Origin of the sequence: Pseudomonas sp. F(2018) (assembly GCF_005508865.1) — a bacterium.
GTDB lineage: Bacteria > Pseudomonadota > Gammaproteobacteria > Pseudomonadales > Pseudomonadaceae > Aquipseudomonas.
In genome coordinates, this window is record NZ_SCOM01000002.1 from 812,908 (window position 1) to 839,465 (window position 26,558).

28 protein-coding genes are annotated in these 26,558 nt (G+C 64.2%); 16 read left to right on the forward strand and 12 right to left on the reverse strand.

Features of this window, described 5'->3' with window-relative positions; genetic code table 11:
* Window positions 1-231 precede the first annotated feature (231 nt).
* The gene (thpR, locus tag FFS62_RS11880; RefSeq protein WP_137973021.1) at window positions 232-729 is read right to left on the reverse strand and encodes an RNA 2',3'-cyclic phosphodiesterase; all 498 of its coding nucleotides are present in this window, start codon (window positions 727-729) and stop codon (window positions 232-234) included.
* Window positions 730-895: 166 nt separating this feature from the next.
* Here thpR and FFS62_RS11885 point away from each other — a divergent pair, with 166 nt between their 5' ends.
* Window positions 896-1,207 (forward strand): class I SAM-dependent methyltransferase, encoded by a 312-nt coding sequence (locus FFS62_RS11885; RefSeq protein WP_137973022.1) that lies wholly within the window; start codon window positions 896-898, stop codon window positions 1,205-1,207.
* Here FFS62_RS11885 and greB read toward each other — a convergent pair.
* From greB to FFS62_RS11900, 3 genes are read right to left on the reverse strand one after another with little or no spacing between them, the layout of a single operon-like run.
* The gene (greB, locus tag FFS62_RS11890; RefSeq protein ID WP_137973023.1) at window positions 1,194-1,706 is read right to left on the reverse strand and encodes a transcription elongation factor GreB; all 513 of its coding nucleotides are present in this window, start codon (window positions 1,704-1,706) and stop codon (window positions 1,194-1,196) included. The genes FFS62_RS11885 and greB overlap by 14 nt on opposite strands.
* A 40-nt stretch (window positions 1,707-1,746) precedes the next feature.
* The gene (locus FFS62_RS11895; protein WP_137973024.1) at window positions 1,747-4,239 is read right to left on the reverse strand and encodes an ABC transporter permease; all 2,493 of its coding nucleotides are present in this window, start codon (window positions 4,237-4,239) and stop codon (window positions 1,747-1,749) included.
* Entirely contained in the window at window positions 4,239-4,922 is a 684-nt protein-coding gene (locus tag FFS62_RS11900; RefSeq protein ID WP_137973025.1) for an ABC transporter ATP-binding protein, read from the reverse strand. The genes FFS62_RS11895 and FFS62_RS11900 overlap by 1 nt, the downstream gene beginning before the upstream one ends.
* 10 nt (window positions 4,923-4,932) lie before the next feature.
* Between FFS62_RS11900 and FFS62_RS11905 the strand changes: the two genes are divergently transcribed.
* From FFS62_RS11905 to FFS62_RS11915, 3 genes are all read left to right on the forward strand, one after another.
* Complete coding sequence (locus FFS62_RS11905; RefSeq protein ID WP_171016317.1) at window positions 4,933-5,538, forward strand: arylesterase; 606 nt, start codon at window positions 4,933-4,935, stop codon at window positions 5,536-5,538.
* Window positions 5,539-5,594: 56 nt separating this feature from the next.
* Window positions 5,595-5,876, forward strand: coding sequence for a hypothetical protein (locus FFS62_RS11910; RefSeq protein ID WP_137973026.1), 282 nt, complete (start codon window positions 5,595-5,597; stop codon window positions 5,874-5,876).
* A gap of 74 nt (window positions 5,877-5,950) precedes the next feature.
* Complete coding sequence (locus FFS62_RS11915; protein WP_137973027.1) at window positions 5,951-6,910, forward strand: L,D-transpeptidase family protein; 960 nt, start codon at window positions 5,951-5,953, stop codon at window positions 6,908-6,910.
* Window positions 6,911-7,034: 124 nt separating this feature from the next.
* Here FFS62_RS11915 and oprI read toward each other — a convergent pair whose 3' ends face one another.
* Window positions 7,035-7,286, reverse strand: coding sequence for an outer membrane lipoprotei OprI (gene oprI, locus FFS62_RS11920; RefSeq protein ID WP_003448337.1), 252 nt, complete (start codon window positions 7,284-7,286; stop codon window positions 7,035-7,037).
* 336 nt (window positions 7,287-7,622) lie between these two features.
* Here oprI and FFS62_RS11925 point away from each other — a divergent pair, with 336 nt between their 5' ends.
* The gene (locus FFS62_RS11925) at window positions 7,623-8,885 is read left to right on the forward strand and encodes a hypothetical protein (protein WP_137973028.1); all 1,263 of its coding nucleotides are present in this window, start codon (window positions 7,623-7,625) and stop codon (window positions 8,883-8,885) included.
* 20 nt (window positions 8,886-8,905) lie between these two features.
* On the forward strand, window positions 8,906-9,187 hold the full coding sequence (locus tag FFS62_RS11930) for a GNAT family N-acetyltransferase (RefSeq protein WP_137973029.1): 282 nt from the start codon (window positions 8,906-8,908) through the stop codon (window positions 9,185-9,187).
* A 57-nt stretch (window positions 9,188-9,244) separates the two neighbouring features.
* On the opposite strand, the gene FFS62_RS11935 is transcribed toward FFS62_RS11930, so the two are convergent.
* Together FFS62_RS11935 and FFS62_RS11940 are read right to left on the reverse strand one after the other, a co-directional pair.
* Window positions 9,245-10,321, reverse strand: a complete 1,077-nt coding sequence (locus FFS62_RS11935; protein WP_137973030.1) for a 3-deoxy-7-phosphoheptulonate synthase — start codon at window positions 10,319-10,321, stop codon at window positions 9,245-9,247.
* A 121-nt stretch (window positions 10,322-10,442) separates the two neighbouring features.
* Window positions 10,443-10,862: a PilZ domain-containing protein gene (locus tag FFS62_RS11940; RefSeq protein WP_137973031.1), complete on the reverse strand. Its 420-nt coding sequence runs from the start codon at window positions 10,860-10,862 to the stop codon at window positions 10,443-10,445.
* A 49-nt stretch (window positions 10,863-10,911) separates the two neighbouring features.
* Between FFS62_RS11940 and FFS62_RS11945 the strand changes: the two genes are divergently transcribed.
* The 5 genes from FFS62_RS11945 (at window position 10,912) to cysB (ending at window position 14,763) form a co-directional block, all read left to right on the forward strand.
* Window positions 10,912-11,247, forward strand: a complete 336-nt coding sequence (locus FFS62_RS11945; protein ID WP_256662202.1) for a thioredoxin — start codon at window positions 10,912-10,914, stop codon at window positions 11,245-11,247.
* The gene (locus FFS62_RS11950; RefSeq protein ID WP_137973033.1) at window positions 11,247-12,194 is read left to right on the forward strand and encodes a putative 2-dehydropantoate 2-reductase; all 948 of its coding nucleotides are present in this window, start codon (window positions 11,247-11,249) and stop codon (window positions 12,192-12,194) included. The genes FFS62_RS11945 and FFS62_RS11950 overlap by 1 nt, the downstream gene beginning before the upstream one ends.
* Window positions 12,195-12,201: 7 nt before the next feature.
* A complete protein-coding gene (locus FFS62_RS11955) occupies window positions 12,202-13,107 on the forward strand; it encodes a 5'-nucleotidase (RefSeq protein WP_137973034.1) in 906 nt (301 codons plus the stop codon).
* 58 nt (window positions 13,108-13,165) lie between these two features.
* Window positions 13,166-13,651 carry a universal stress protein gene (locus FFS62_RS11960; RefSeq protein ID WP_137973035.1) on the forward strand — a complete coding sequence of 162 codons (486 nt, stop codon included), beginning with the start codon at window positions 13,166-13,168 and terminating at the stop codon, window positions 13,649-13,651.
* Window positions 13,652-13,788: 137 nt separating this feature from the next.
* Complete coding sequence (cysB, locus tag FFS62_RS11965) at window positions 13,789-14,763, forward strand: HTH-type transcriptional regulator CysB (RefSeq protein WP_137973036.1); 975 nt, start codon at window positions 13,789-13,791, stop codon at window positions 14,761-14,763.
* 54 nt (window positions 14,764-14,817) lie between these two features.
* On the opposite strand, the gene FFS62_RS11970 is transcribed toward cysB, so the two are convergent.
* Complete coding sequence (locus tag FFS62_RS11970) at window positions 14,818-15,438, reverse strand: phosphoadenosine phosphosulfate reductase family protein (RefSeq protein WP_137973037.1); 621 nt, start codon at window positions 15,436-15,438, stop codon at window positions 14,818-14,820.
* A 148-nt stretch (window positions 15,439-15,586) separates the two neighbouring features.
* On the opposite strand from FFS62_RS11970, the gene thrH reads away from it, so the two are divergent.
* A complete protein-coding gene (thrH, locus tag FFS62_RS11975) occupies window positions 15,587-16,204 on the forward strand; it encodes a bifunctional phosphoserine phosphatase/homoserine phosphotransferase ThrH (protein WP_137973038.1) in 618 nt (205 codons plus the stop codon).
* Between the two features lie 60 nt (window positions 16,205-16,264).
* Here the strand turns inward: thrH and pabB are convergent, their stop codons facing one another.
* The 4 genes from pabB to FFS62_RS11995 all read right to left on the reverse strand — a co-directional run bounded on the left by pabB (window position 16,265) and on the right by FFS62_RS11995 (window position 20,761).
* A complete protein-coding gene (pabB, locus tag FFS62_RS11980) occupies window positions 16,265-17,608 on the reverse strand; it encodes an aminodeoxychorismate synthase component I (protein WP_137973039.1) in 1,344 nt (447 codons plus the stop codon).
* Between the two features lie 93 nt (window positions 17,609-17,701).
* On the reverse strand, window positions 17,702-18,685 hold the full coding sequence (locus FFS62_RS11985) for an alpha-L-glutamate ligase-like protein (protein ID WP_171016341.1): 984 nt from the start codon (window positions 18,683-18,685) through the stop codon (window positions 17,702-17,704).
* A 7-nt stretch (window positions 18,686-18,692) separates the two neighbouring features.
* Window positions 18,693-20,219 carry an inactive transglutaminase family protein gene (locus FFS62_RS11990; RefSeq protein ID WP_137973041.1) on the reverse strand — a complete coding sequence of 509 codons (1,527 nt, stop codon included), beginning with the start codon at window positions 20,217-20,219 and terminating at the stop codon, window positions 18,693-18,695.
* A 5-nt stretch (window positions 20,220-20,224) separates the two neighbouring features.
* Window positions 20,225-20,761 carry an ATP-dependent zinc protease gene (locus FFS62_RS11995; protein WP_137973042.1) on the reverse strand — a complete coding sequence of 179 codons (537 nt, stop codon included), beginning with the start codon at window positions 20,759-20,761 and terminating at the stop codon, window positions 20,225-20,227.
* Between the two features lie 283 nt (window positions 20,762-21,044).
* Here FFS62_RS11995 and FFS62_RS12000 point away from each other — a divergent pair, with 283 nt between their 5' ends.
* The 4 genes from FFS62_RS12000 to acnD all read left to right on the forward strand — a co-directional run bounded on the left by FFS62_RS12000 (window position 21,045) and on the right by acnD (window position 26,507).
* Complete coding sequence (locus FFS62_RS12000; RefSeq protein WP_137973043.1) at window positions 21,045-21,767, forward strand: GntR family transcriptional regulator; 723 nt, start codon at window positions 21,045-21,047, stop codon at window positions 21,765-21,767.
* The gene (prpB, locus tag FFS62_RS12005) at window positions 21,764-22,651 is read left to right on the forward strand and encodes a methylisocitrate lyase (RefSeq protein ID WP_137973044.1); all 888 of its coding nucleotides are present in this window, start codon (window positions 21,764-21,766) and stop codon (window positions 22,649-22,651) included. Before FFS62_RS12000 ends, prpB begins: the two co-directional genes overlap by 4 nt.
* Before the next feature lie 71 nt (window positions 22,652-22,722).
* Window positions 22,723-23,886, forward strand: coding sequence for a 2-methylcitrate synthase (prpC, locus tag FFS62_RS12010; RefSeq protein ID WP_137973045.1), 1,164 nt, complete (start codon window positions 22,723-22,725; stop codon window positions 23,884-23,886).
* Between the two features lie 11 nt (window positions 23,887-23,897).
* A complete protein-coding gene (gene acnD, locus FFS62_RS12015; RefSeq protein ID WP_137973046.1) occupies window positions 23,898-26,507 on the forward strand; it encodes a Fe/S-dependent 2-methylisocitrate dehydratase AcnD in 2,610 nt (869 codons plus the stop codon).
* Window positions 26,508-26,558 lie beyond the last annotated feature (51 nt).

The following is a 26,558-nucleotide window of genomic DNA, read 5'->3' on the forward strand; positions in this document are numbered from 1 at the left end:
TGCGTCAGCCACCCGCTTCCCTCCTGGATGCGGTACTGCAGCAGGAGCTGAAGGGCATGATCTGTGCCAATAAGGGCATATTTAGAACAAAGGCTCTAAACGGGCGTTTGCGGCGCAGGCCGCATGGCTCAAAGGCTGCCGCTTCGGTTAAGTATTGTTACCTAGGGAAACAGGCGCTCCCCCTCCCAGGGAGGGTGACCGTTGCCGGCGGCTCTGTTGGGGCTGACCGGATCAGCCCAGTGGCGATGTCGCCAATGGCAGATAGCGACCCTGCTCGGACCGGTACAGCACCAGTTCCTCCGCCCGCCAGGCAAAGCGCGGCGAGCCGATCTGCCCCGGCAGGCAGCTATCGCGCGCCAGCGTCAGATGTGGGCGGTAGGTGCGAGGCTCGCTGGGCAGTCCAACTTCACCGAGTAACCGAGCGAGACCGCTGGCCAGTGCCAGCAGCTCGGCAGGCGGCTGGCTGGGCGCCAGGTGCAGCAGGCCGCCATGCCAGCAGTCGAGGCGGTCCAGCTGCAGGTCGAAGGCCAGTTCGCGCAATGGCAGCCGCGGCGGCAGTTCTTCCAACAGCGCCAGCGCGCTCTCGGGCAGATGGCCGAGAAAGGCCAGGGTCAGGTGCAGGTTGGCGCTCGGAACCGGTCTGCCTGGGATGGCCAGCTGCAGGCGCCAGGCATCGATCTGGGCGACGATCGACGGTGGACAGGGCAGGGCGAAGAACAGTCGCAGCATGAGCTTACCTTGACAGCCTCGGACGGCATTTTTAGGATCACACCCCATAGCGCCGATTTAAGAGCAACTTGCGGGGCGCTGCCCGGTTGGGCGAATACCGCTAAAGCGCTGGCCGGTGTCGCCTCCCACCGCAGTCCGGCAGGACTATGAGGCTGAGACTGCATCCATGAGCTGCCCGCGCACCCATCTGTATTTTTCCCCCTTGCCGCGTACCGCGGTCAATCGCCATCCGCATGTGTTGCTGGTCGGCAGCCATCAACCGCGTCTGCTCAAGAGCCTGGAAGGCTGGCCCAAGCAGTGGTCCGGGGCACGCAATTTCCTGATCCGTTTCGCCGGCGCCAGCGCGCAGGATCTGGCCCGTCTGCCGGCGGATGCCTTCGATCTGGTGGTGGTCGGCGTAGAGGCGCAGCCGGTCAACAACGAGCTGATTGGCCAGTTGGTGCGGGTCGCGCGCCAGGGGCTGATCAGCCTGCGCTGAGCGCCGGATAGTCGATGGCGGTGATGTAGAACTCCTGCTCGCCGCCGGGTGTCTGCACCCGCACCTCGGCGTCCAGCGCCTTGCCGACCAGGGCACGGGCCAGGGGCGAGTCGATGCTGATCAGCCCCAGCTTCAGGTCCAGCTCGTCGGGGCCGACGATGCGGTAGCGCGCCTCGTTGCCGTCCTCGTCCTCCAGCGTCACCCAGGCACCGAAGTAGACCTTGTTCGGATCGGCCGGCTGGGTGCCGACCACCTTGAGGTTCTCCAGGCGCTTGGTGAGGAAGCGCACGCGGCTGTCGATCTCGCGCAGCATCTTCTTGCCGTAGATGTACTCGGCGTTCTCCGAGCGATCGCCGAGGGCGGCCGCCTCGCTGACCGCCTGGGTCACCTGGGGGCGGCGCACGTGCCACAGTTCGTGCAGCTCGACGCGCAGACGCGCCTCGCCTTCGGGGGTGATCAGCGGGGTTCCGGCGGTGCGGGGTGGTCGATAACGGCTCATGCTGTTTGCGAAGTCTGGAGGTCGGGCGATTCTAGCAAGCTCAGACTTCGCGCAGCACGGTCAGCGGCGAGGCATTCAAAGCCCTGCGCGTGCCCCACACGCCGGCACCACCCACCAGCAAGGCGCCGATCACTGGCAGCAGCAGCAACCAGGGGTGCGGCTGCCATTCCAGCTCCAGCGCATAGCGGTACAGCAGGAAGCTGGCCAGTTCGCAGCCAACGGCGGCCAGCAGCCCGCTGCCGGCGCCGAGCAGGCCGAACTCGGCGCGGCGGGCGCGCAACAGCAGGCGTCGCTCGGCGCCGAGGGCGCGCAGCAGGGCGCCTTGGCGCAGACGCTCATCGAGGGTGGCCTGCAGGCCGGCGAACAGCACCGTCAGGCCGGCCGCCAGGACGAACAGCAGCACGTACTCAATCGCCAGGCTGACCTGGGCCATGATGCTGCGCAGCTGCTCCAGCAGCGCTTCGACCTGCAGCAGGGTGACGGCGGGAAACTCGCGCGACAGCTCGACCAGGCGCTTCTCGCTCTTTGGCGGCAGGTAGAAGCTGGTCAGGTAGGTGGCGGGCAGGTCCTGCAGGGTGTCGGGCTCGAAGATCATGTAGAAGTTCGGCTGGAAGCTGTCCCACTTCACCTGGCGCAGGCTGGTGACGCGGGCCTGTTTCTCCATGCCGCCGACACTGAAGGTAAGCGCATCACCCAGCTTGAGACCAAGGCTTTCCGCCAGCTCCGACTCCACCGACACGCCAGGCTGCTCGCCTTGCGGCTGGGGCTGCCACCACTGGCCGTCCAGCAGCACATTGCCTGCGGGCAGCTCGGCCGCCCAGGTCAGGCTGAGGTCGCGCTGGATGGCGCGCTCGCCCTGGCTGTCCTTGCTGACGATGCCCTGCACCGGCTCGCCGTTGATCAGGGTCAGGCGGCCGGCGACTATCGGGTACAACGGCGCCGGGTGCGGCGACAGCTGAGCGAGGCGGGCGGCGAAGGCTTCGCGCTCGTCCGGCAGCACATTGAGGGCGAAGTGATTGGGCGCTTCGGCCGGTAGCTGATCCTGCCAGGTGTCGAGCAGTTCGCCGCGCAGCAGGGCGATCAGGCTCATGGCCAGCAGAATCAGGCCGAAGGCCAGCGATTGTCCGGCCGCCGCCAGCGGGTGGCGCAGCAGCTGGCCCAGGCCCAGGCGCCAGGGCAGGGAGGCACGGGCCAGCAGGCGGCGCAGGGCGTTCAGGCCGAACAGCAGGGCGCCACCGAGCAGCAGCGTGGCGAGCAGACCGCCACCGAGCAGACCCAGGGTCAGTTTCAGATCCAGGCTCAGGCGCCACATGATCAGGCCCAGGGCGAACAGCGCGGCGCCGTAGACCAGCCAGGAGCTGGGCGGCACCGGCAGCAGGTCGCGGCGCAATACGCGCAGCGGCGGCACGCGGCCGAGGGCCGCCAGGGGCGGCAGGGCGAAACCGGCCAGCGCCACCAGTCCGGTGGCCATCCCGGCCAGCGCCGGCAGCAGTCCCCCAGGCGGCACGCCCGGAGGAAGCAAGCCCTGCAGCAACTTGAACAGCACCAGCTGACCGACCCAGCCGAGCAAGGCACCGCTCAGGCTGGCGAGCAGGCCGAGCATCGCCAGTTGCAGGCCGAACAGGCTCAGGGCCTCGCGCCGTGACAGGCCCAGGCAGCGCAGCAGGGCGCTGGCGTCGAAGCGGCGAGCGGCGAAACGTGCGGCCGAGAGCGCCACGGCGACGCCAGCCAGCAGCACGGCGGCCAGGCTGGCCAGGTTCAGGTAGCGCTCGGCGCGGCCCAGGGCGCCACCGATCTGCCGGTTGCCGTCGCGGGCGTCTTCCAGGCGCTGGTGGGCGGCCAGTCCTTTCTCGGTCTCTGCACGATAGTTAGCCAGGATCTCGGTATCGCCACGCCAGAGGTCGCGGTAGCGTACCCGGCTGCCTGGCTGGACCACCCCGGTGGAGGCCAGGTCGTCCAGGTTGATCAGTACCCGCGGAGTGAGGCTATAGAAGTCGCCAGCGCGATCGGGCTCGTGGGTCAACACGCGGGTCAGGCGCAGTTGCCGGCTGCCGACTTCGATGCTCTGTCCGACCTTGAGGTCCAGCGCCGCAAACAGCCGCGCCTCGGCCCAGGCTTCGCCCGGCTGTGGGCCGCCACCTGGCTGGTCGGCGGCATAGGGCTCGGCGGCGCTTTTCAGCTCGCCGCGTAGCGGATAGCCGCTGCCGGCGGCCTTGATGCTGGCCAGCTGAATGCCCTGCTCGCCAGCGATCACGCTGGCGAATTCGACCACCTGAGCGTGTTGCAGGCCCAGCTTGCGGCCGGCTTCAATCTGCCCGGGCGCGGCGGGGGCGCTGCCGTTCAGGACCAGGTCTGCGCCGAGAAACTCGGTCGCGCGCAGCAGCATGGCGCCATTCAGGCGGGCGCCGAAGTAGCCGATGGCGGTACTGGCCGCCACGGCCACCAGCAGGGCGAAGAACAGCACGCGCAGCTCGCCGGCGCGGGCATCGCGCAGCAGCTGGCGCCAGGCGAGGACGAACAGGCGGGCGAACATCAGGGCTCCACGCTGTCGACCAGGCGGCCGGCTTCCAGGCGGATCAGGCGACGGCAGCGGTGGGCCAGACGCTCGTCATGGGTGACCAGGACCAGGGTAGTGCCGCGCTCCTGGTTCAGCTCGAAGAGGAGGTCGCTGATGCGCTCGCCGGTATGGCTGTCGAGATTGCCGGTGGGCTCGTCGGCGAACAGGATTGCCGGCTCGGCGGCAAAGGCGCGGGCGATGGCCACGCGCTGCTGTTCGCCACCGGAGAGCTGGCGCGGGTAGTGACCGAAGCGCTGGCCCAAGCCAACCCGCTCCAGCAGCGAGGCGGCGCGCTGGCGGGCATCGCCGCGGCCCTCCAGCTCCAGCGGCAGCATGACGTTTTCCAGGGCGTTGAGATTGTCCAGCAGCTGGAAGGACTGGAAGACGAAACCGACATGCTCGGCGCGCACCCGTGCCCGGCGATCCTCGTCCAGCGACTGCAGGGCATTGCCGGCCAGTTCGACTTCGCCCGCGCTGGGCAGGTCGAGGCCGGCGAGCAGGCCGAGGAGGGTGGATTTGCCGGAGCCGGAGCTGCCGACGATGGCCAGGCTGTCGCCGTGGGCCAGATCGAGGGAGAGGTCGTGGAGGATGGCCAGTTCGCCTTCCGTGCTGGGAACCACTTTGCTAAGGTGCCGCGCAGTAAGAATGCTTGCGCTCATGGAGAGTCCGATGCGTGCATTGTGGATGAGCGGTGCGCTGACGCTGATGTTGTGGGCTCAGGGCGCACTGGCCGGCACCGTACTGGTCGTCGGCGATAGTATCAGCGCCGCTTTGGGCCTGGATACACGACAGGGCTGGGTGTCCCTGCTGCAAAACCGCCTGCAGGAGGGTGGTTTCGCGCACCAGGTGGTCAATGCATCGATCAGTGGCGATACCAGCTCAGGTGGCCTGGCGCGCCTGCCGGCGTTGCTTTCACAGCATCGGCCGCAGCTGGTGATCATCGAGCTGGGCGGCAATGATGGCCTCCGTGGACAGCCACCGGCGCAATTGCAACAGAATCTTGCTCACATGGTGGATGCGTCCACCGCTGCGGGGGCAAAAGTGCTGCTGTTGGGCATGCGTCTGCCGCCGAACTATGGCCAGCGCTATACCCAGGCCTTCGCTCAGGTGTTCAGCGATGTGGCGGCGGATAAACAGGTGCCGCTGGTGCCGTTTCTGCTCGAAGGCGTCGGCGGTGTGCCGGGCATGATGCAGGCCGATGGCATCCACCCGGCAGTAGCGGCCCAGCCGCAGTTGCTGGAGAACGTCTGGCCGACGCTGGAGCCGCTGCTCTGAGCCTTCCCCGGCTGCTGGCTTTCGGCTATCGTGGCGCCCCCGCCTCGGAGCCCTGAATGCCGCGTCCCGCCTGGTCCCTGTACGCCTACCAACTGATCGTGCCCGACGAGCAGCTCGACCTGTTCGCCTGCCGCGAGGCAAAGGTGCATCTGGTGGCCAAACAGCTGGAGTTGGGTGGCTTTGCCGATCGCACCCTGTGTGGCGGCCTGTTGCCGGCGTTACCGGTGATGCGTGATGTGGACAAGGCTGGCTTGCGCGACAAGCGCCTGTGCCCGGCCTGCCGTCAGGCGCTGGAAGCCCAGCGCCGCGGCGAACGGCTACTGTGGCCCGACGCCTGAACCCTCCCGGCCCGCTTGCTGCCGGTGTACAATCCCGAGTCTTTCCATCAGCCATTCTTGCCAAGGATTAACGGATGTTGTCGCTGTCGCGCGTTCCTGCCGTCGCCCTCGCCAGCCTGATCATGGCCGGCCCTGCCGCCGCCCTCGAGCTGCCCCTGCCGCCCCCGGGCGAAGATATCGTCGGCCAGATCCAGGTGGTCAAGGCCAAGTACGAGGACACCTTCGCCGACATCGCCACCTCCAGCGATCTGGGCTATCTGGAGATGGTCGCGGCCAACCCGGGTGTCGATCCCTGGCTGCCGGGCGAGGGCGCCGAGATCATTCTGCCGACCCGCTACATTCTGCCGCCGGGCCCGCGCGAAGGCATCGTGATCAACCTGGCCGAGTACCGCATGTACTACTTCCCGAAAGGGCAGAACGTGGTACACACCTTCCCGCTGGGTATTGGCCGTGAGGGCTGGGGCTCGCCAATCGCGCACACCACCATCACCGCCAAGACGCCGAACCCGGGCTGGACGCCGCCGGCGTCGATCCGCGCCGAGCACGCCGCCGATGGCGATCCGCTGCCGGCATACGTGCCGCCAGGACCGGACAACCCGCTGGGGCCGTTCAAGTTCACTCTCGGCACGCCGGGCTACCTGATCCATGGTTCCAACAAGAAGTTCGGCATCGGCATGCGCGTCAGCCACGGTTGCTTCCGCATGCTGAACAACAACGTGCTGGAGCTGGCCAAGATGGCTCCGGTGGGCACTTCCGTACGCATCGTCAACGAGCCATACAAGTTCGGTGTCAGTGGCGGCAAGGTCTATCTGGAGGCCCATGCGCCGCTGACCGACGGCGAAGAGCCGTCGGTAGTGGACAAGCACACTGCCGTGATCAATGCGCTGCTGAAGAACGACGCGCTGGGCGGCAGCATGCGCCTGGACTGGGAGATGGTGCGCGAGGTGGTGGCGTCGGAAGATGGCATGCCCATCGAGATCGCCATACCGCAGGAAGCCGTGGCCAATCATGAGGCCGCTCCGCTGGAGCTCTAGGTCTCTACTTTAAAGAGCCCGCCCGCAGCGATGCCGGCGGGTTTTTTGTTGCTGTGAGAAATCGCAGGCATTAAAAAAGCCGACCCGGTGAACCGGATCGGCTTCTTCAAAGCCTTGGCAAGAATTACTTGCGGCTGGCTTTTTCCAGCATGCGCAGAGCGCGCTCGTTGGCTTCGTCAGCGGTCTGCTGAGCCTTCTGAGCAGCGGCCAGAGCCTCGTCAGCCTTACGGTAGGCTTCGTCGGCACGAGCTTGAGCGCGGGCAGCGGCGTCTTCGGTAGCGGTCAGACGGGCTTCGGTTTCTTTGGATACGCTGCTGCAACCGGTGGCCAGAACGGCGGCCAGAGCCAGAGCAGAGAATTTCAGAACGTTGTTCATCGTGTTCCCCTTAAGGTGGACTTTCCATGAAAAGCAATTTCCCGAGCTCGGGAAATTAGCCGGGCTACATACTACCCATTACTTTTAGTAAGTAAACCGACCTGAAGCAAGTGAAGCAAAAAAAAGCCGCATCTGTTCAAGTTTTAATCTTTTCTGTTTAAAAAACATGCAGTTCGAGTGCTCGGGCGGCTGCCAGCAAGTCCAATTCGCGACACTTGCAGTTGGTACGTCGGTGCATTTCTGCCACATGGCGTCCGGGCGCGTGCGTGCAGTTGATAATATTGTGCTCGCCGTATCCGGCAGGATGCATTCCGGACAATTCCAAGGACGTTAAAGATGTCGAAACTCATCAAGTGGGGACTGTTGGCCATAGTGGCCGTGGCGATACTGATCAAGGTCTCGCTGTGGTTGTCGGTGCGCTCGATCATGAATGATGCGATCGCCCAGATGTCTCCCTTCATGAACTTGAGTTATCAAGGCATCACCTCTTCCTTCGATGGCCGCATCGGCGTTGAAGGTATCGAGGTCCAGGTGCCGATGTTCAACGACGAGTTTCATATCGCCCACGCGGAACTCAAGTTCAAGGATTTGATGGGCCTGTTGTCGTTCAAGGAGCGTCTGGCCGAGGGCAAATTTCCCGAGCAGATAGCAGTGAATATCAAGGGGCTCACGCTCGATGTGCATGGCCCTTTCATGGAGCTGATCCATCAGGCCCCGGAGCAACCTGATCTGGAAACCGCGCTGACCAGCGCGCCCTGTGGCAGTAGCAGCCGCATCGGGGTCGATGAGCTGCTGGAAATGGGATATCACACTTTCGAGACCGACGCCCAGTTCTCCTACCTGTTCCAGCCAGGGGCGCAGACCCTGAGCTTCAACCTCGCTGCGGATATGCGAGGCATGGGTGATTACCGTGTCAGCTTCTCCCTGGCCAACATGTCGGAGAAGCCGGGCGATCTGCGGGTCAACCCGCCGCGGGTATCCACCGTCACCGTGGAGATCAATGACAACCAGTACCAGCGCAAGGTCAGCAGCTACTGCGCCGGCAAGCTGGGCCTGTCGGATGAGGCCTATCTGCAGGCTTCGCTGGACAATCTGGACAGTTCGTTGCGAGCCCAACGCATCGCCCTGGATCCAGCGCTACTGGAGTCGCTGAAGGCCTATTACAAGGATCCTCAGGCGCTACGCGTCGAGCTGGCGCCGACCGAAGGCATGACCTGGGACGGCCTGCAGTTCTTCGAGGCCAAGGATGTACTGGCCATGCTGCGTCCGGCCGTACTGATCAACCAGCAGGCGGTGGAACCTCTGGCCTTTTCCTGGGTCGATCCCCAAGCGGCGCCGATTCCGGCGGCGAACGAACTTGTGCGTGCCGAAGAGAGCGAGCAGGTGCAGGTTTCGCAGTACGAGTTCGTCAATGTGGAAAGCCTACCCAGTCATGCTGGCAAGCGGCTACAGTTCATTACTTATGACGGCACCTATTATCAGGGCGTGCTGCACAAGATCGAGAATGGCAAGGTGTTCCTCAGCGTGCAGATGGGTACCGGGTCGGCCGAGATGTTTCTTCGTCTGGAAAAGATCGATAAGGTAAGGGTTCTGTTCTAGAGCCCCATTGAGGAGATGAAATGAGCCAAGGGTTGTCCATCCACCATGACCAGGCGGGTCATCAGTTCGAGGCCGTCATCGACGGCCACCGCGCCTATCTGGCCTATATGGATCTGGGCAAACAGACGCTCGACATCTACCGTACCTTCGTGCCGAACGCCCTGCGTGGGCGTGGCATTGCGGCGGCGCTGACCGAGCAGGCGCTGGAGTATGCCGAGTCCATGGGCTACACGGTGATTCCGTCATGCTCCTATGTAGAGCGTTACCTCGAGCGCCGTCAGCGCCAGCAGCTCAAGCACTGAATCGAGCTACAAACAAAAACGCCGGGCAATGCCCGGCGTTTTCGTTTCTGCAGACGATCAGCCGCGCTGGCGCTTGGGCAGCACGTCCTTGAGTTTGGCGTGCATGCTGCGCAGGGTCTTCTCGGTGGTGTCCCAGTCGATGCAGGCGTCGGTGATGGAGACGCCGTACTTCAGATCGCCCAGATCTTTCGGTATCGACTGGCTACCCCAGCCCAGGTGGCTCTCGACCATCAGGCCAACGATCGAGTTGTTGCCTTCGAGAATCTGGTTGGCCACGTTCTCCATGACCAGTGGCTGCAAGGCCGGGTCCTTGTTGGAGTTCGCGTGGCTGCAGTCGACCATGATGTTCGCGCTGATCTTGGCCTTGGCCAGCTCCTGCTCGCAGATGGCGACGCTGACCGAGTCATAGTTGGGCTTGCCGTTGCCACCGCGCAGCACCACATGGCCATAGGCGTTGCCCTTGGTGGTGACGATGGAGACGCCACCCTCCTGGTTGATGCCGAGGAAGCGGTGTGGGCTGGAAACGGACTGCAGGGCGTTGATCGCCACGGTCAGGCCGCCGTCGGTGCCATTCTTGAAGCCCACCGCCGAGGATAGGCCGGAGGCCATCTCGCGGTGGGTCTGGGATTCGGTGGTGCGGGCGCCGATGGCCGACCAGCTGATCAGGTCCTGCAGGTATTGCGGAGAGATCGGGTCGAGCGCCTCGGTGGCGGTCGGCAGGCCCATTTCGGCCAGATCGCGCAGCAGCTGACGACCGATGTGCAGGCCATCCTGGATCTTGAACGAGTCATCCAGATAGGGATCGTTGATCAGGCCTTTCCAGCCGACCGTGGTGCGCGGCTTCTCGAAGTACACGCGCATGACCAGGAAAAGGCTGTCGGACACCTCGGCGGCCAGCACCTTGAGGCGCTCGGCGTACTCGTGGGCGGCCTTGATATCGTGGATGGAGCAGGGGCCGACCACCACGAACAGGCGATGATCCTTGCCATCGAGAATGTCTCGAACGACCTGGCGGCCATTGGCAACAGTGCGCTGGGCGGCTTCTGTAAGGGGGATTTCGCGCTTGAGCTGCGCCGGGGTGATCAGGGTTTCATTGGACGAAACGTTAAGATCGTCAATTGGTAAATCAGCCATCGTGGTACTCGTCAGGTCACGGGAGCCGAGCGCCTCTTCAGGCGGAATCATGGGGCGCAGCGGGGGACAGGCACCTTAACGCGTTCCAGGCCGCCTAGACAATGGGCGGAACCGCTCGGTATCAGTGGATTTGCGTGCTGGGGAACTCGGCGGCGTGCAGGGCTATCCATTCGCGGGCGACGGTTTCTACTTCCAGCGGCGCCCCCAGTTCCTGCTCGCGCTGATGACGATAATGTTCGATCTGGCAGACCTGCTCGACCATACGGGCGCGGAACAACGTGTCCTCATCGATGAAGGCGATGCCGACCAGGTAGTTCTCCGCCTGCTTGCGACACCAGGCCACCACCCCAGGATAGCGGGCCTGTTCGCCCAGCACCGGGATACGTAGCTCCACGGCCGTGCCTTTGCGGAAGCCCTTGCTGGAATTGCACGCCACGCCACCCAGGCTGATATTGTTCAGCCTCTGTCGCGGCAAGAAGGCATGTTTGCGCTGGACCAGTTCCACTGGCATGTCGCTTGGGTGACGCAGAAAACGACGCATTGTGACCACTCCGGATGCCATCCATTTGACATCACACGTGAACAGTATAGTGCCCAGCCTGGAGCTGACCGATTTTGATGCAGACCGTCAGTTGCTGGATCTGCCGGGGAGCTCCCTGCTGATATTTACCAGCATAGGTTGTGCCAGTTGCCGCTGGGCCCGTCACGCACTGCCAGGTATGCGGCTTCCGATCGAGCGCCTTTGCTGGGTGGACGCGGGCCACAACGGCGGTTTGGTCCAGCGTTATGGCGTTTTTCACCTGCCAAGCCTGTTTCTCATTCGTGACGGCCAATTTCTTGGCAGTTTGCAATCCCAGCTGAATCCGACCGGGCTTTCTGCAGTGCTGGAGCAGGCGCTGGGTCGTCAACCCGAGGAGCTACCCTGATGTCGGATCCGCAACGCCCACGCATCGGCATCGTTGGTACCGGTGCCATTGGTGGTTTCTACGGCCTGATGCTGGCCCGCGCTGGTCATGATGTGCATTTTCTGCTGCGCAGCGAATATGCAGCGGTTGTGGAACAGGGGCTGCGGCTGAACAGCGCCGTGCATGGCCAGCTGCATCTGCAGCCGGTACAGGCCTGGAGTAGCGCAGCCGAGATGCCAGCCTGCGACTGGTTGCTGGTGGGAGCCAAGACCACCAGTAATGCGGAGTTGGCACCTGTCATCGCGCAGCTTGCCGCACCAGGCGCCAAGGTAGTCCTGCTGCAGAATGGTTTGGCCGTCGAGGAGCAGCTGCGACCTCTGCTACCGGACTCGCTGCACCTGCTAGGCGGGCTGTGCTTTATCTGCACCCATCGCGCCGCGGCAGGAGTGATCGAACATCAATCCCTGGGTGCGGTAAACCTGGGCTATCACTCCGGACCGGTGGATTCGCTCGAAGCTCGGCAGGCATTGGTCGAGGAGGGCGCCGAGTTGTTTCGTTCGGCCGGCCTGGAGTCCACTGCCATGGCTGATCTGCAGCAGGCGCGCTGGCAGAAACTGGTGTGGAACGTGCCCTACAACGGCCTCTCCGTGCTGCTCAATGCCGGCACCACTCGGCTCATGGCCAGCGCCGACAGCCGCGGGCTGATCCTGGATCTGATGCAGGAGGTGGTGCAGGGCGCCGCGGCTTGCGGGCATGTCCTGCCGGAAGGCTATGCGCAGAAGCTGCTGGCGGTGACCGAGCGCATGCCGGACTACCTGCCCAGCATGTACCATGACTTCAAACACAAGCGCCCGTTGGAGCTGCAGGCTATCTACGCCGCACCTCTGGCGGCTGCCGCGGCAGCCGGCTGCGAGCTGCCGAAAATGCGCATGCTGCACCAGGCATTGCGCTTCCTCGACGCGAGCTGAGACCACTATGGGCAAGGGACTGGGTGACAAACTGGTATTGGCGATCTCCTCGCGTGCACTGTTCGACCTGCGCGAGAGCCACCGCATCTATGAGAGCGAAGGGGTCGAAGCCTATCGCCAATACCAGATCGACCATGAGGATGAAATTCTCGCCCCCGGCGATGCCTTTCCCCTGGTGGAGAAGCTGCTCAGCCTGAACGGCAACCTGGGCCAGGCGCGGGTCGAGGTGATCCTGGTGTCGCGTAACAGCGCCGATACGGGGCTGCGCATTTTCAATTCCATCACCCACCATGGCCTGGGTATCTCCCGCGCCGCGTTCGTCGGTGGCCGCAGTCCTTATCCCTATCTGGCGGCCTTTGGCAGCCACCTGTTCCTCTCTACTCATGCCGAAGATGTGCGCGGCGCGTTGGGGGCTGGTTTCGCCGCCGCCACCATCCTCTCCGGTGGTCCGCGCCGCGCGGCGAGCACCGAGCTGCGCATCGCCTTCGATGGTGATGCCGTGCTGTTCTCCGATGAATCCGAGCGGGTCTATCAGCAGGCGGGGCTGGAGGCTTTCCAGCAGCATGAGAAGGACTCGGCCCGCGAGCTGCTCGGCGGCGGGCCGTTCAAGCCCTTCCTGGCGGCGCTGAACCGCCTGCAGCGCGAGTTTCCCGAAGAGCACTGCCCGATTCGCACGGCGTTGGTCACCGCCCGCTCGGCGCCGGCCCACGAGCGGGTGATCCGCACTCTGCGCAATTGGGATATCCGTCTGGACGAGTCGCTGTTCCTCGGTGGTCTGGACAAGTCGGCCTTCCTCGAAGCCTTCGCCGCCGACGTGTTCTTCGACGACCAGACCGGCCATTGCGAGCGTGCCAGCCAGGTGGTCGCCACCGGCCACGTTCCGCACGGCGTGAGCAACGAACTGCAACCCTGACGCTGGCGCCAGCACTGCTAAGCTCAGAGAGGCCCTAGCAGGAAGTCAGGGAGGCCGCATGTTGCGTTCCATTCTCTATGCCACCGATCTCGGGCTCTATGCGCCCTATGTGCTGCAGCACGCCCTGTCGTTGGCCAAGGCGTTCCAGTCCGAGCTGCACGTGGTGCATGCCGTCGAGCCGCTGGGGTTGTTCGCCGAGTCGGTGCTGAACACCTATCTGGATGAGCAGACCCTGCAGGAGCTGCGCAGCAAGGGCCTGACCACGGTGATGGCGAGTATCGAACAACGTGTGCTGGAGGGCTTTCGCGACGAGATGGGCGAGGCCCAGCAGGACATGCAGATAGTCCGCAGCGTAAGGGTGGTGCAGGGCGACCCGGCCCAGGTGATTCTCGACGAGGCGCGGAAACTCGGGGTCGATCTGCTGGTCGTAGGCAGTCACAGCCACGGCGCTGCGCATGACATCCCTCTGGGCAGAACGGCGGCGCGTCTGCTGCAGCTGTCGGAGACTCCCGTCTACCTGGTGCCCATGCTGCAGCACCGTTAGCGGTGCTTATCGCCAACCGTTAGACGAACGGCATGCATAACTCAGAAAATCGTCTAGTTTTATCTTTAAACCGTTAATATGGTTATATCGCTGCGTTGGCAAATTCAGGCAGCGTCTATCTGCTTTGAGGGATATCTATGAAGCTGCAGCAACTGCGCTACATCTGGGAAGTGGCGCACCATGATCTCAACGTCTCTGCCACTGCGCAGAGCCTCTATACCTCACAGCCCGGCATCAGCAAGCAGATCCGCCTGCTGGAAGACGAGCTGGGCGTCGAGGTCTTCGCCCGTAGCGGCAAGCACCTGACGCGCGTCACGCCAGCCGGCGAGCGCATCATCACCACCGCCGGGGAAATCCTACGCAAGGTGGAGAGCATTAAGCAGATCGCCCAGGAATTCTCCAACGAGAAGAAGGGCACCCTGTCCATCGCCACCACCCACACCCAGGCGCGCTATGCGCTGCCACCGGTGATCAGCGGCTTTATCAAGCAGTACCCGGAAGTGGCTCTGCACATGCACCAGGGCTCGCCGACCCAGATCGCCGAGATGGCGGCCGACGGCACCGTGGACTTCGCCATCGCCACCGAAGGCCTGGAGCTGTTCAACGACCTGGTGATGATGCCCTGCTACCGCTGGAACCGTTGCGTGATCGTGCCCCAGGGCCACCCGCTGACCAAGCTGCCGAAGCTGACTCTGGAAGCGCTGGCCGAACACCCGATCGTCACCTACGTGTTCGGTTTCACCGGCCGCTCCAAGCTGGACGAGGCCTTCAGCCACAAGGGCCTGACGCCCAAGGTGGTGTTCACCGCGGCCGACGCCGACGTGATCAAGACCTACGTGCGCCTGGGCCTGGGCGTCGGCATCGTGGCGCGTATGGCGGTCGATACCAAGCTCGACAATGACCTGGTGATCCTCGACGCCAGCGAGCTGTTCGAGTCCAGCATCACTAAGATCGGTTTCCGTCGTGGCACCTTCTTGCGCGGCTTCATGTGCGACTTCATCGAGAAGTTCGCCCCGCACCTGACCCGCGACGTATTGGCCAAGGCCGTGCAGTGCCACACCAAGGCCGAGTTGGACGAGCTGTTCGACGGTGTTGAGCTGCCGGTGCACTGATTCTTGCCGGTATGAAAAAGGGCGCCTTCCGGCGCCCTTTTTCGTTCTGCGGCATCAATGGCTGATGTGCAGGCCGCACTCGCGGTTGTCTTCGCCCTTGGTCGGGTCGAAGTAGTCGAAGTTGTTCGGCAGGTTGTGCTTCACCAGGTACTCGTACAGTTCCTTGGAGCTCCAGTGCAGCAGCGGGGCGACCTTGATCAGGCCGTCTGGGTTGACGCTCACCGGGTCCATCTGGGCGCGTACGGCGGTGTCGCTGGCGCGCAGGGCGGTGAACCAGACTTCTGGCGCGGCTTCGCGCAGGGCGCGGGCGAAGGGCTCCAGCTTCACTTCTTCGGTGAAGGCGGCGTGACGCGGATCGTCCAGCGCCGGCACCGGGCCATCGATGGCCTCGCGATGGGCCCGTGAGCGCAGCGGCAGGTAGGTCTTCAGGTTGAGGTTGAGCTGCTTGCTCACTTCGTCGGCGAACTTGTAGGTCGCCTCGGTGTTGTAACCGCTGTCCATCCAGATCACCTGGGTGTCCGGCTTGACGCGGGTGACCATGTGCAGGATGACCGCCTCGAAGGGGCGGAAGTTGGTGGTGCAGATCGCCGTCTTGCCCAGGCTCAGGGCCCATTCCACGAGTTTTTCGGCGTCTTTCCCGAGTTCGGCGTTGATAGTGGCCAGATCGAACGTCATCTGAGCGGTCCTGTGGGCAGTGAATTCAAGGGCGACGATGTTACCAGTCCGAGACAGTCGCAACCACCGGCACCGCCGGTTTACCAGCGCCCGGCCATGCTGCTAGAGTGCCGGCCCTCGAACAGCCCAACGCATTTAGGAGACGCCCGTGGAAATCGCCTGCCTCGACCTCGAAGGTGTACTGGTTCCGGAAATCTGGATCGCCTTCGCCGAAAAAACCGGCATCGACGCGCTCAAGGCGACCACCCGTGACATCCCTGACTACGACGTGCTGATGAAGCAGCGTCTGCGCATCCTCGACGAGCATGGCCTCAAGCTGCGCGATATCCAGGAAGTGATCGCCACCCTCAAGCCGCTGGAAGGTGCCGTGGAGTTCGTCGACTGGCTGCGCGAGCGCTTCCAGGTGGTGATCCTGTCCGACACCTTCTACGAGTTCTCCCAGCCGCTGATGCGTCAGCTGGGCTTCCCGGCGCTGCTGTGCCACAAGCTGATCACCGACGAGACCGATCGCGTGGTGGGCTACCAGCTGCGCCAGAAGGACCCCAAGCGCCAGTCGGTGATCGCCTTCAAGAGCCTGTACTACCGCGTGATCGCCGCCGGCGACTCGTACAACGACACCACCATGCTCAGCGAGGCCCACGCCGGCATCCTGTTCCACGCGCCGGACAACGTGATCCGCGAGTTCCCGCAGTTCCCTGCCGTGCACACCTATGAAGACCTCAAGCGCGAGTTCCTCAAGGCGTCCAACCGCGAGCTGAGCCTGTAAGGTTCGTCGCAATGAAAAAGGCCCGCAGATGCGGGCCTTTTTTGTGGGCGCCTGTTGGCATCAGAGCGCCTCGAGCGTTTGCAGCAGCACCTTCACCTTGGTGATGGACTCCTGGTACTCGGCCTGCCAGTCGGAGTCCGCCACTATGCCGCCACCGCCCCAGCAACTGACCGTGCCGTCCTTGATCAGCAGGCTGCGGATGGCGATCGAGCTGTCCAGCTCGCCACGTACGTCCAGATAGAGCAGGGAGCCACAGTAGAGCGCGCGACGGGTCGGCTCCAGCTCGTCAATGATCTGCATGGCGCGGATCTTTGGGGCGCCGGTGATGGAGCCGCCGGGGAAGCTGCCGGCAACCAGATCCAGCGCATCGCAGCCATCTGCCAGCTCGCCGGTCACGGCGCTGACCAGGTGGTGGACGTTGGGGTAGCTCTCCAGGGCGAACAGCTCCGGCACCCGTACCGAGCCCGTGCTGCAGCTGCGGCCGAGGTCGTTGCGCAGCAGGTCGACGATCATCAGATTCTCGGCGCGGTCCTTGGCGCTGGCCAGCAGCTCGTCGGCGTTGGCCGCGTCCTCGCTCGGCGTGGCGCCGCGCGGGCGGGTGCCCTTGATCGGCCGGGTTTCCACGCGGCCCTGGCTGACCTGAAGAAAACGCTCCGGCGATAGGCTGAGAATGGCGCCGCCATCGTCGAGCGCCTGGAAACCGGCGAAGGGGGTAGGGCAGGCCGCTCGCAATGCCCGGTAGGCGTTCCAGGCATCACCCTGGCAAGGCGCCTGGAAGCGCTGGGCGAAGTTGACCTGATAGCAGTCGCCGGCCTGGATATAGGCCTGGATGCGCTCGATAGCATCGCGGTAGTTATCCTGGCTGAGGTCGGCCTGAAAGGGTTTGCGCAAGGAGAAAGCCTGCGCTTCCTGCGCCGTACCCGTTTCGAACAGCTGCACCAGCCGCTCGCGCTCGACTTGCTCAAGTCGCGGGTGAAACACCAGCTGGCTGGCCTGCAGCAGATGATCGCTGATCAGCGCCCAGCCATAGAGGTCGAAGCGGGCATCGGGCAGTTGCAGGTCGTCGATGGCCTGTTCTGGCAGCTGTTCGAGGCGGCGGCCGAAGTCGTAGGCCAGGTAGCCGATCAGTCCGCCGGTGAAGGGCAGTTCGCTGCCTTCCGGTGCCTCGGCCCGGCCGAGCCGGGCCAGACCGTCGCGCAGGCGCTGGAAGAAGGCCTGTCCCGAATCGTCTGGCTGCGGGGCGAACTGTTCCAGTGGCCAGGCGCTGAGCAGGTCGAAGCGCCCGCGCTGCGCCTGTGGTCGTCCCGCATCCAGCAGCACGGCACCCGGCGCGTGGCGCACCAGGGCGAAGTAGGCGGCGGGATCGGCCCGGTAGGGCAGCGGATGGACGCGGCAGGTGCTCATGCGGCGGATTCGATGGGCTGGGCTAGCGATTGTAGGATTGTGCCGGGCAATGAAAAAGCCCGGCATCGCCGGGCCTTGTCACCGAGCCGGGACTTAGATTTCCTTCGGTTTGACGTGGCCGAACAGCTGCTGGGAGAAGCGCACGCGATCCTCCACGCTTTCCTTCACGTCGTTCTTCGCCAGCTCGGCCAGGCGGGCTTCCACCGCATGGGCGCGATGGGTCAGGCCGCAGTCGTTGGCGATCTGGATGTTCAGGCCGGGGCGGGCGTTGAGCTCGAGGATCAACGGGCCCTTGTCCACGTCCAGCACCATGTCCACGCCGATGTAGCCCAGACCGCACAGCTCGTAGCAACCAGCGGCCAGCTTCATGAAGCCGTCCCAGTTGGGCAGCTGCACGCCGTCCACGGCGTTGGTGGTGTCCGGGTGCTTGCTGATCTTGTTGTTCAGCCAGGTGCCCTTGAGGGTCACACCGGTGGCCAGGTCGACACCGACGCCGATGGCGCCCTGGTGCAGGTTGGCCTTGCCGTTGGACTGGCGGGTCGGCAGGCGCAGCATGGCCATCACCGGGTAGCCCATCAGCACGATGATGCGGATGTCCGGCACGCCTTCGTAGCTGATGCTCTTGAAGATCGGGTCCGGGGTGACCCGGTACTCGATCAGCGCGCGGTCGCGGTGGCCGCCGAGGGAGTACAGGCCGGTGAGGATGCTCGACAGTTGGTGCTCGATGTCTTCCTGGCTGACGATCTTGCCGGAGACGGTCTTGTAGCGACCCTCGAACTTGTCGGCGATCACCAGGATGCCGTCACCGCCGGCGCCTTGCGCCGGCTTGATCACGAAGTCGTTGCGGCCACCGATGATCTCGTCGAATTTCTCGATTTCCTTCTCGGTGGAGATGATCCCGTACATTTCCGGCACATGGATGCCGGCCTGGATCGCGCGCTCCTTGGTGATGATCTTGTCGTCGACGATCGGGTACAGGTGCCGTTTGTTGTACTTCAGCACGTAGTCCGCGTTGCGTCGGTTGATGCCCATGATGCCTTTGGCTTCAAGGGCCTTCCACGTCTTCCACAGGCCGATCATGGGTTCAATCCTTCAGGAAGGCTTTGAAGCGGAACAGTTCGGTCAGGCGGTAGCCGCGGTAGCGACCCATCGCCAGCATGAAGCCCACCAGAATCAGCAGCACGGCCGGGAAGGTGAAGATGAAGTAGGTCAGCTGCGGGATGCTCATCAGCACGTGGGCCAGCGAGGCGGCGACCAGGGTGCCGACGGCGACCTTGAAGGCGTGAGTGCCGCCACGCTCTTCCCAGGTGATCGACAGGCGTTCGATGGTCATGGTCAGGATCACCATCGGGAACAGGGCGACCGACAGGCCGCGCTCCAGGCCCAGCTTGTGGCTGAGCAGGCTGATCACGGCGATCAGTACCACCACGAAGGTCAGCACCACCGACAGGCGCGGCAGCATCTGCAACTTGAGGTGCTCGAGGTACGAGCGCAGCGACAGGCCGAGCGCAGTGATGATGGTGAACAGCACGATGCCGAAGCCCAGCTGGGTCTCGCGGAACGCCAGGGCGATCAGTACCGGGGTGAAGGTGCCCAGGGTCTGCAGGCCGCCGAGGTTGCGCAGGATCAGGATCACCAGCACGCCGATCGGGATCATGATCATGATCTGGTAGGTCTGCTGGGTCTGCAGCGGCAGGCCGTACAGCGAGTATTCGAGGAAGTCGACGTCGGTGTTCTCGTCGGTCAGCTTGGCCAGGCGGATGGCGTTCATCTCGCTGTTATTCAGGGTGAAGCTGACCTGAGCCTTCTTGCCGCCTTCGATGTTGATCAGCGGCTCGTCACCGGTCCACCAGACCACGCGGTCGCTCGGCAGACCTTGCTCACCGGTGTCCGGATTGAAATACAGCCAGTCCTTGCCGTTGAAGCTGCGCAGCCACAGTTCCGGGCTCTGCTGCAGGTCGGCGGCCAGGCGGATGGTGTGCACACGCTCCATCGGCACATGGGCGATGGACAGCAGCAGGTCGATGACCTTGGCCTTGTTGACGGTGGAGGCGTCGCCGCCGAGCAGCAGCTTGACGTTGTCGTCACCCACGTTGTTGGCGCGCTTGATGGTCTCGCTGATGAAGGTCTCGACGTCCGCCGAGTGCTGGCGGATCGGGGCGAGCAGGGCTTCGGCGGCAATCTTCTCGGCGCCTTCCACGGCGATGCTGTCGCGGAAGATCGGGCCCTTGGCCTTGGCCGGCTCACCGCTGTAGCGCTTGGTCAGCACCAGGCGGTAGTAGAGGGTCTGCTTGCCATCGGCGCGGCGAGCGGACCAGGTCAGCTTGCGGTTGCCGTCGGCGCGATTGACGCTGACGCCGTAGTTGTTGGAGATGAAGCTCTCGTTGAGGCTCACATAGTCCTGGTTCAGCGGCGGCACGAACATCTGCACCTTGACCGGCTCGCGCGGGCTGGCCTGGAACTCGACCTTGGCGTCGATGTTCCATAGGTCGTCGGTCTCGTCCTCGGTCACCGGGATGCCGAGGATGAAGATCTGGTAGGCCGTGACCAGAACGCCCACTGTCACCAGGAGGGTGATAAGGACTTTCAGATGCAGGGTAAGAGAGCGCATGTGGGTTACTCGGCAGAGTTTGCGTCAGGGGTACAGCCGGGCTTGCCGGCAGCATATTTAAGACTGGGGTCGACCATGGCATCCAGGCGCTTGAGCGCTTCGGAGCCAATCAGCAGCGGGTATTGGAAGGCGCTGCGGTCGGTCAGGTTCACTTCGATGGTGCGGCGGGCCTTGCCCATGCACACCTGCAATTCGATCACCGGGCGGGCGGTGTAGGTCTTGCCTTCCTCGGGGTCGAAGTCGCCGGCGCGGCGTTTGATCTTGCTGATGCGTGCCAGCGGTCGTTCGATCGCGTGTTCGTGTGCTTCATCGATAGCCAGATAGAAGCGCACCCAGGTCTCGCCGTCACGTTTGAAACGTTCGATATCGCGGGCGCTGAGGGAGGCGGTCTTGGCGCCGGTATCCAGCTTGGCGGCGACCTGCAGGTCGAGATCGGCCAGGCTGACGTATTCGTTCAGGCCATAGACGGTCTTTTCGGCGGCGAGACTCAGGCCGGGTAGCAGGCTGCAGCTGAGGAGGATGGCGAGAGACTGAAGTCGCATAAATCCTTTATCGGTCGCGTCGTCGGGGCGGCGGCAGGGCGCAAAGCCGGCTGGTGAAGTCTAGCAGGCGTACAAATGGCCTGGGCCGGCTCATGCGGGCGGCATTCTAACATGGGGTTTTTCTGCTGCGACAGCCGCTTATGAGCGTTTCTGCAGGTTGATTGCACGGTTGCGAGGCGTTTCGCCTGTCGTGCGGATTGTCGACAATCGTATTTTAAAGTGTTGACACTATCCGGCTTGAGGCATAGTTTTGCCGCAACAGAAGCTAATTGTGTTGACAATAATGCTCGACGCTCTCGAAGTCCCCAGCAGCGACCAGAACGACTCGGAAACCCTGGCCGAGCACGTGTTTCGCCGCATCCAGGCGGCCATCGTGCAGGGCGAGATCCCGCCGGGCAGCAAGATCTCCGAGCCGGAGCTGGCGCGCACCTACGGCATCAGTCGCGGTCCGCTGCGTGAGGCGATTCACCGTCTGGAAGGCCAGCGCCTGCTGGTGCGCGTCCCCCACGTCGGTGCGCGGGTGGTGTCGCTGAGCCATGCCGAGCTGATCGAGCTGTACGAAATCCGCGAATCCCTCGAAGGCATGGCCTGCCGCCTGGCCGCCGAGCGCATGACCCAGGGCGAGATCGATGAGCTGCGCCGGGTGCTCGACCTGCATGAGCAGGACGCCGCCTTCAAGGCCGGTGTCGGCTACTACCAGCAGGAAGGCGACTTCGACTTCCACTACCGGATCATCCAGGGCAGCGGCAACAAGACCCTGGCGCAGATGCTCTGCGGCGAGCTGTACCAGCTGGTGCGCATGTATCGCCTGCAGTTCTCGGCCACGCCCAATCGCCCGCGGCACGCCTTTGCCGAACACCACCGCATTCTCGATGCCATCGCCGAACGTGACGGCGAGCTGGCCGAACTGCTGATGCGCCGTCACATCGGTGCATCCAAGCGCAATATCGAGCGCCACTACCAGGAAGCGCTCGCCAACCCGTCCAAAACACGAGGTGAGTCATGAGTGCAAGAACCCCCGGCCAGCGCTTCCGCGATGCCATCGCTGCCGAGCAGCCACTGCAGGTGATCGGCGCGATCAACGCCAACCACGCGCTGCTGGCCAAGCGTGCCGGCTTCCAGGCCATCTACCTGTCCGGTGGCGGTGTCGCCGCAGGTTCCCTGGGGCTGCCGGACCTGGGCATCAACACCCTGGACGACGTGCTCACCGACGTACGCCGCATCACCGACGTCTGCGACCTGCCGCTGCTGGTGGACATCGACACCGGCTTCGGTCCCAGCGCCTTCAATATCGAGCGCACCATCAAGAACCTGATCAAGGCCGGTGCCGCCGCCGCCCATATCGAGGACCAGGTCGGCGCCAAGCGCTGCGGTCACCGTCCGGGCAAGGAAATCGTCTCCACCGAGGAGATGGCCGACCGCGTGAAAGCCGCCGCTGACGCCAAGACCGATCCGAACTTCTTCCTCATCGCCCGTACCGACGCGATCCAGGCCGAGGGCGTGGACGCCGCCATCGAGCGTTGCCAGCGCTATGTGGAGGCGGGCGCCGACGGCATCTTCGCCGAGGCCGCCTACGATTTGCCGACCTACAAGCGCTTCGTCGATGCGCTGAACGTGCCGGTGCTGGCCAATATCACCGAGTTCGGCGCCACTCCGTTGTTCACCCGCGACGAGCTGGCCTCGGTCGGCGTGGCCATCCAGCTGTATCCGCTGTCCGCCTTCCGCGCTGCCAACAAGGCGGCGGAAAGTGTCTACACCTCGATCCGCCAGAACGGTCATCAGAAAGACGTCATCGAACTGATGCAGACTCGCGCCGAGCTGTACGACCGCATCGGCTACCACGCCTTCGAGCAGAAGCTCGACGCGCTGTTCGCCGCCGGCAAGAAGTGACCGGCCCGCAGGCCGCACGCGGCCTGCCACAACAATAAGCAGTACTACCGGATTCAGATGAGGAGAGAGCGATGAGCGCTTCCGTAGACACCACCACGCCAGGCTTCAAGCCGAAGAAGTCCGTCGCCCTGAGCGGCACCGCCGCCGGCAACACCGCCCTGTGCACCGTTGGCCGCACCGGCAACGACTTGCACTACCGCGGCTATGACGTGCTCGATTTCGCCAACCGCTGCGAGTTCGAGGAAATCGCTCATCTGCTGGTCCACGGCAAGCTGCCCAATGTTGCCGAGCTGACCGCCTACAAGACCAAGCTCAAGGCCCTGCGTGGTATTCCGGCTGCGCTCAAGGCGTCCCTGGAGCAGCTGCCGCCGTCCGCCCACCCGATGGACGTGATGCGCACTGCCGTGTCCGTGCTCGGCTGCGTGTCGCCGGAGAAGGAAGACCACAACCATCCGGGCGCCCGTGACATCGCCGACAAGCTGATGGCCTCCCTGGGTTCGGCGCTGCTGTACTGGTACCACTTCAGCCACAACGGCAAGCGCATCGACGTGGAAACCGACGACGACTCCATCGGCGGCCACTTCCTGCACCTGCTGCATGGCGAGAAGCCCCGCGAGTCCTGGGTGCGCGCCATGCATACCTCGCTCAACCTGTACGCCGAGCACGAGTTCAACGCCTCCACCTTCACCTCCCGGGTGATCGCCGGCACCGGCTCCGACATGTACTCCTGCATCGCCGGCGCCATCGGTGCGCTGCGCGGCCCGAAACATGGCGGCGCCAACGAAGTGGCCTTCGAGATCCAGAAGCGCTACGACAACCCGGACGAGGCCGAGGCCGATATCCGTGCCCGCGTCGAGCGCAAGGAAGTGGTGATCGGCTTCGGCCACCCGGTCTACACCGTGGCCGATCCGCGCAACAAGGTGATCAAGGAAGTGGCGCGCGAGCTGTCCGCCGAGCAGTCCAACACCAAGATGTTCGACATCGCCGAGCGCCTGGAAACCATCATGTGGGACATCAAGAAGATGTTCCCCAACCTCGACTGGTTCAGCGCCGTCAGCTACCACATGATGGGCGTGCCTACCGCCATGTTCACCCCGCTGTTCGTCATCGCCCGTACTTCCGGCTGGTCCAGCCACGTCATCGAGCAACGCATCGACGGCAAGATCATCCGCCCGAGCGCCAACTACACCGGCCCGGAAGACCTGAAGTTCGTGCCGCTCAAGGACCGCAAATAATGAGCCGCGCCATGAACAGCCAATACCGCAAATCCCTGCCCGGCACGGCGCTGGACTACTTTGACACCCGCGAGGCGGTCGATGCCATCGAGCCAGGCGCCTACGCCAAGCTGCCGTACACCTCTCGCGTGCTGGCCGAGCAGCTGGTGCGCCGCTGCGAGCCGGAGGCGCTGACCGATTCGCTCAAGCAGCTGATCGAACGCAAGCGCGACCTCGACTTCCCTTGGTACCCGGCGCGCGTGGTGTGCCACGACATCCTCGGCCAGACCGCGCTGGTCGACCTGGCTGGCCTGCGCGACGCCATTGCCGAGAAGGGCGGTGATCCTTCCAAGGTCAACCCGGTGGTGCCGACCCAGCTGATCGTCGACCACTCGCTGGCCGTGGAATTCGGTGGCTTCGACCCGGACGCGTTCGAGAAGAACCGCGCTGTGGAAGAACGTCGCAACGAGGACCGCTTCCACTTTATCGAGTGGACGAAAACGGCCTTTAAAAACGTCGACGTGATCCCCGCCGGCAACGGCATCATGCACCAGATCAACCTGGAGAAAATGAGCCCGGTGATCCAGGCGCGCGGCGGCGTTGCCTTCCCGGATACCTGCGTGGGCACCGACTCGCACACCCCGCATGTGGATGCCCTGGGCGTGATCGCCATCGGCGTCGGTGGCCTGGAAGCCGAGACCGTGATGCTGGGCCTGCCGTCGATGATGCGCCTGCCCGACATCGTCGGCGTAGAGCTCACCGGCAAGCGCCAGCCGGGTATCACTGCCACCGACATCGTCCTGGCCATCACCGAGTTCCTGCGCAAGGAGCGCGTGGTCGGCGCCTACGTCGAGTTCTTCGGCGAGGGTGCGGACAGCCTGTCGATCGGCGACCGCGCGACCATTTCCAACATGTGCCCGGAATACGGCGCGACTGCGTCGATGTTCTACATCGACCAGCAGACCATCGATTACCTCAAGCTGACCGGTCGCGAGCCAGAGCAGGTGGCGCTGGTCGAGCAGTACGCCAAGCTCACCGGCCTGTGGGCCGATGCCCTGGTCACCGCCGAGTACGAGCGGGTGCTGAGCTTCGACCTGTCCACCGTGGTGCGCAACATGGCCGGCCCGAGCAACCCGCACAAGCGCCTGCCGACCTCGGCGCTGCAGGAGCGCGGCATTGCAGGCGAAGCGCAGCTGGCGTCGGCCAAGGCCGAAGAGGCGGCCGGTCAGCTGCCGGATGGCGCGGTGATCATTGCCGCCATCACCAGCTGCACCAACACCTCCAACCCGCGCAACGTGGTGGCCGCCGGCCTGCTGGCGAAGAAGGCCAACGAGCTGGGCCTGGTGCGCAAGCCCTGGGTGAAGAGCTCGTTCGCTCCTGGTTCCAAGGTCGCCAAGCTGTACCTGGAAGAAGCCGGTCTGCTGCCTGAGCTGGAGAAGCTCGGCTTCGGCATCGTCGCCTATGCCTGCACCACCTGTAATGGCATGTCGGGCGCGCTGGACCCGGTGATCCAGCAGGAAATAATCGACCGCGACCTGTACGCCACCGCCGTGCTGTCGGGCAACCGCAACTTCGACGGGCGAATCCACCCCTACGCCAAGCAGGCCTTCCTGGCCTCGCCGCCACTGGTGGTGGCCTACGCCATCGCCGGTACCGTGCGCTTCGATATCGAGCAGGATGTGCTGGGTATCGACAAGGCCGGCAAGCCGATCACCCTGAAGGACCTGTGGCCGAGCGACGAGGAGATCGACGCCATCGTCGCCTCCAGCGTGAAGCCGGAGCAGTTCAAGCAGATCTATATCCCGATGTTCGATCTGGGCACCGTGCAGGAAGCCGAGAGCCCGCTGTACGACTGGCGCCCGATGTCCACCTACATCCGCCGCCCGCCGTATTGGGAAGGCGCCCTGGCTGGCGAACGCACGCTCAAGGGCATGCTGCCGCTGGCGATCCTGCCGGACAACATCACCACCGATCACCTGTCGCCGTCCAACGCCATCCTGCTGGACTCGGCTGCCGGCGAGTACCTGGCGAAGATGGGCCTGCCGGAGGAGGACTTCAACTCCTACGCCACCCACCGCGGTGACCACCTGACCGCCCAGCGCGCCACCTTCGCCAACCCGCAGCTGGTCAACGAGATGGCCGTGGTCGACGGTGTGGTGAAGAAGGGTTCGCTGGCCCGCGTCGAGCCGGAAGGCAAGGTCATGCGCATGTGGGAAGCGATCGAGACCTACATGAACCGCAAGCAGAACCTGATCATCGTCGCCGGCGCCGACTACGGCCAGGGCTCATCCCGTGACTGGGCGGCCAAGGGCGTACGCCTGGCCGGCGTGGAAGTGATCGCCGCCGAAGGCTTCGAGCGTATCCACCGCACCAACCTGGTGGGCATGGGCGTACTGCCGGTCGAGTTCAAGCCGGGCACCACCCGCGTGACCCTCGGCCTCGACGGCACCGAGACCTATGACATCCAGGGCGAGGTATCGCCGCGCTGCGACCTGACCCTGGTGGTCAATCGCCGCAATGGCGAGGTGGTCAAGGTGCCGGTGACCTGCCGCCTGGATACCGCCGCCGAAGTCCATGTGTACAAGGCCGGCGGCGTGCTGCAGCGCTTTGCCCAGGACTTCCTCGAGTCCACCGCCGGCTGAGGTCGGCGCTTACTTCCTCTCCCTTGGGGAGAGGGCTGGGCGGCCCGCGTA

Coding starts and splice junctions, on each gene's coding strand:
- thpR (WP_137973021.1), bottom strand. CDS start 729: ATGCTGCGACTGTTCTTCGCCCTGCCCTGTCCACCGTCGATCGTCGCC.
- FFS62_RS11885 (WP_137973022.1), top strand. CDS start 896: ATGAGCTGCCCGCGCACCCATCTGTATTTTTCCCCCTTGCCGCGTACC.
- greB (WP_137973023.1), bottom strand. CDS start 1,706: ATGAGCCGTTATCGACCACCCCGCACCGCCGGAACCCCGCTGATCACC.
- FFS62_RS11895 (WP_137973024.1), bottom strand. CDS start 4,239: ATGTTCGCCCGCCTGTTCGTCCTCGCCTGGCGCCAGCTGCTGCGCGAT.
- FFS62_RS11900 (WP_137973025.1), bottom strand. CDS start 4,922: ATGAGCGCAAGCATTCTTACTGCGCGGCACCTTAGCAAAGTGGTTCCC.
- FFS62_RS11905 (WP_171016317.1), top strand. CDS start 4,933: ATGCGTGCATTGTGGATGAGCGGTGCGCTGACGCTGATGTTGTGGGCT.
- FFS62_RS11910 (WP_137973026.1), top strand. CDS start 5,595: ATGCCGCGTCCCGCCTGGTCCCTGTACGCCTACCAACTGATCGTGCCC.
- FFS62_RS11915 (WP_137973027.1), top strand. CDS start 5,951: ATGTTGTCGCTGTCGCGCGTTCCTGCCGTCGCCCTCGCCAGCCTGATC.
- oprI (WP_003448337.1), bottom strand. CDS start 7,286: ATGAACAACGTTCTGAAATTCTCTGCTCTGGCTCTGGCCGCCGTTCTG.
- FFS62_RS11925 (WP_137973028.1), top strand. CDS start 7,623: ATGTCGAAACTCATCAAGTGGGGACTGTTGGCCATAGTGGCCGTGGCG.
- FFS62_RS11930 (WP_137973029.1), top strand. CDS start 8,906: ATGAGCCAAGGGTTGTCCATCCACCATGACCAGGCGGGTCATCAGTTC.
- FFS62_RS11935 (WP_137973030.1), bottom strand. CDS start 10,321: ATGGCTGATTTACCAATTGACGATCTTAACGTTTCGTCCAATGAAACC.
- FFS62_RS11940 (WP_137973031.1), bottom strand. CDS start 10,862: ATGCGTCGTTTTCTGCGTCACCCAAGCGACATGCCAGTGGAACTGGTC.
- FFS62_RS11950 (WP_137973033.1), top strand. CDS start 11,247: ATGTCGGATCCGCAACGCCCACGCATCGGCATCGTTGGTACCGGTGCC.
- FFS62_RS11955 (WP_137973034.1), top strand. CDS start 12,202: ATGGGCAAGGGACTGGGTGACAAACTGGTATTGGCGATCTCCTCGCGT.
- FFS62_RS11960 (WP_137973035.1), top strand. CDS start 13,166: ATGTTGCGTTCCATTCTCTATGCCACCGATCTCGGGCTCTATGCGCCC.
- cysB (WP_137973036.1), top strand. CDS start 13,789: ATGAAGCTGCAGCAACTGCGCTACATCTGGGAAGTGGCGCACCATGAT.
- FFS62_RS11970 (WP_137973037.1), bottom strand. CDS start 15,438: ATGACGTTCGATCTGGCCACTATCAACGCCGAACTCGGGAAAGACGCC.
- pabB (WP_137973039.1), bottom strand. CDS start 17,608: ATGAGCACCTGCCGCGTCCATCCGCTGCCCTACCGGGCCGATCCCGCC.
- FFS62_RS11990 (WP_137973041.1), bottom strand. CDS start 20,219: ATGCGCTCTCTTACCCTGCATCTGAAAGTCCTTATCACCCTCCTGGTG.
- FFS62_RS11995 (WP_137973042.1), bottom strand. CDS start 20,761: ATGCGACTTCAGTCTCTCGCCATCCTCCTCAGCTGCAGCCTGCTACCC.
- FFS62_RS12000 (WP_137973043.1), top strand. CDS start 21,045: ATGCTCGACGCTCTCGAAGTCCCCAGCAGCGACCAGAACGACTCGGAA.
- prpB (WP_137973044.1), top strand. CDS start 21,764: ATGAGTGCAAGAACCCCCGGCCAGCGCTTCCGCGATGCCATCGCTGCC.
- prpC (WP_137973045.1), top strand. CDS start 22,723: ATGAGCGCTTCCGTAGACACCACCACGCCAGGCTTCAAGCCGAAGAAG.
- acnD (WP_137973046.1), top strand. CDS start 23,898: ATGAACAGCCAATACCGCAAATCCCTGCCCGGCACGGCGCTGGACTAC.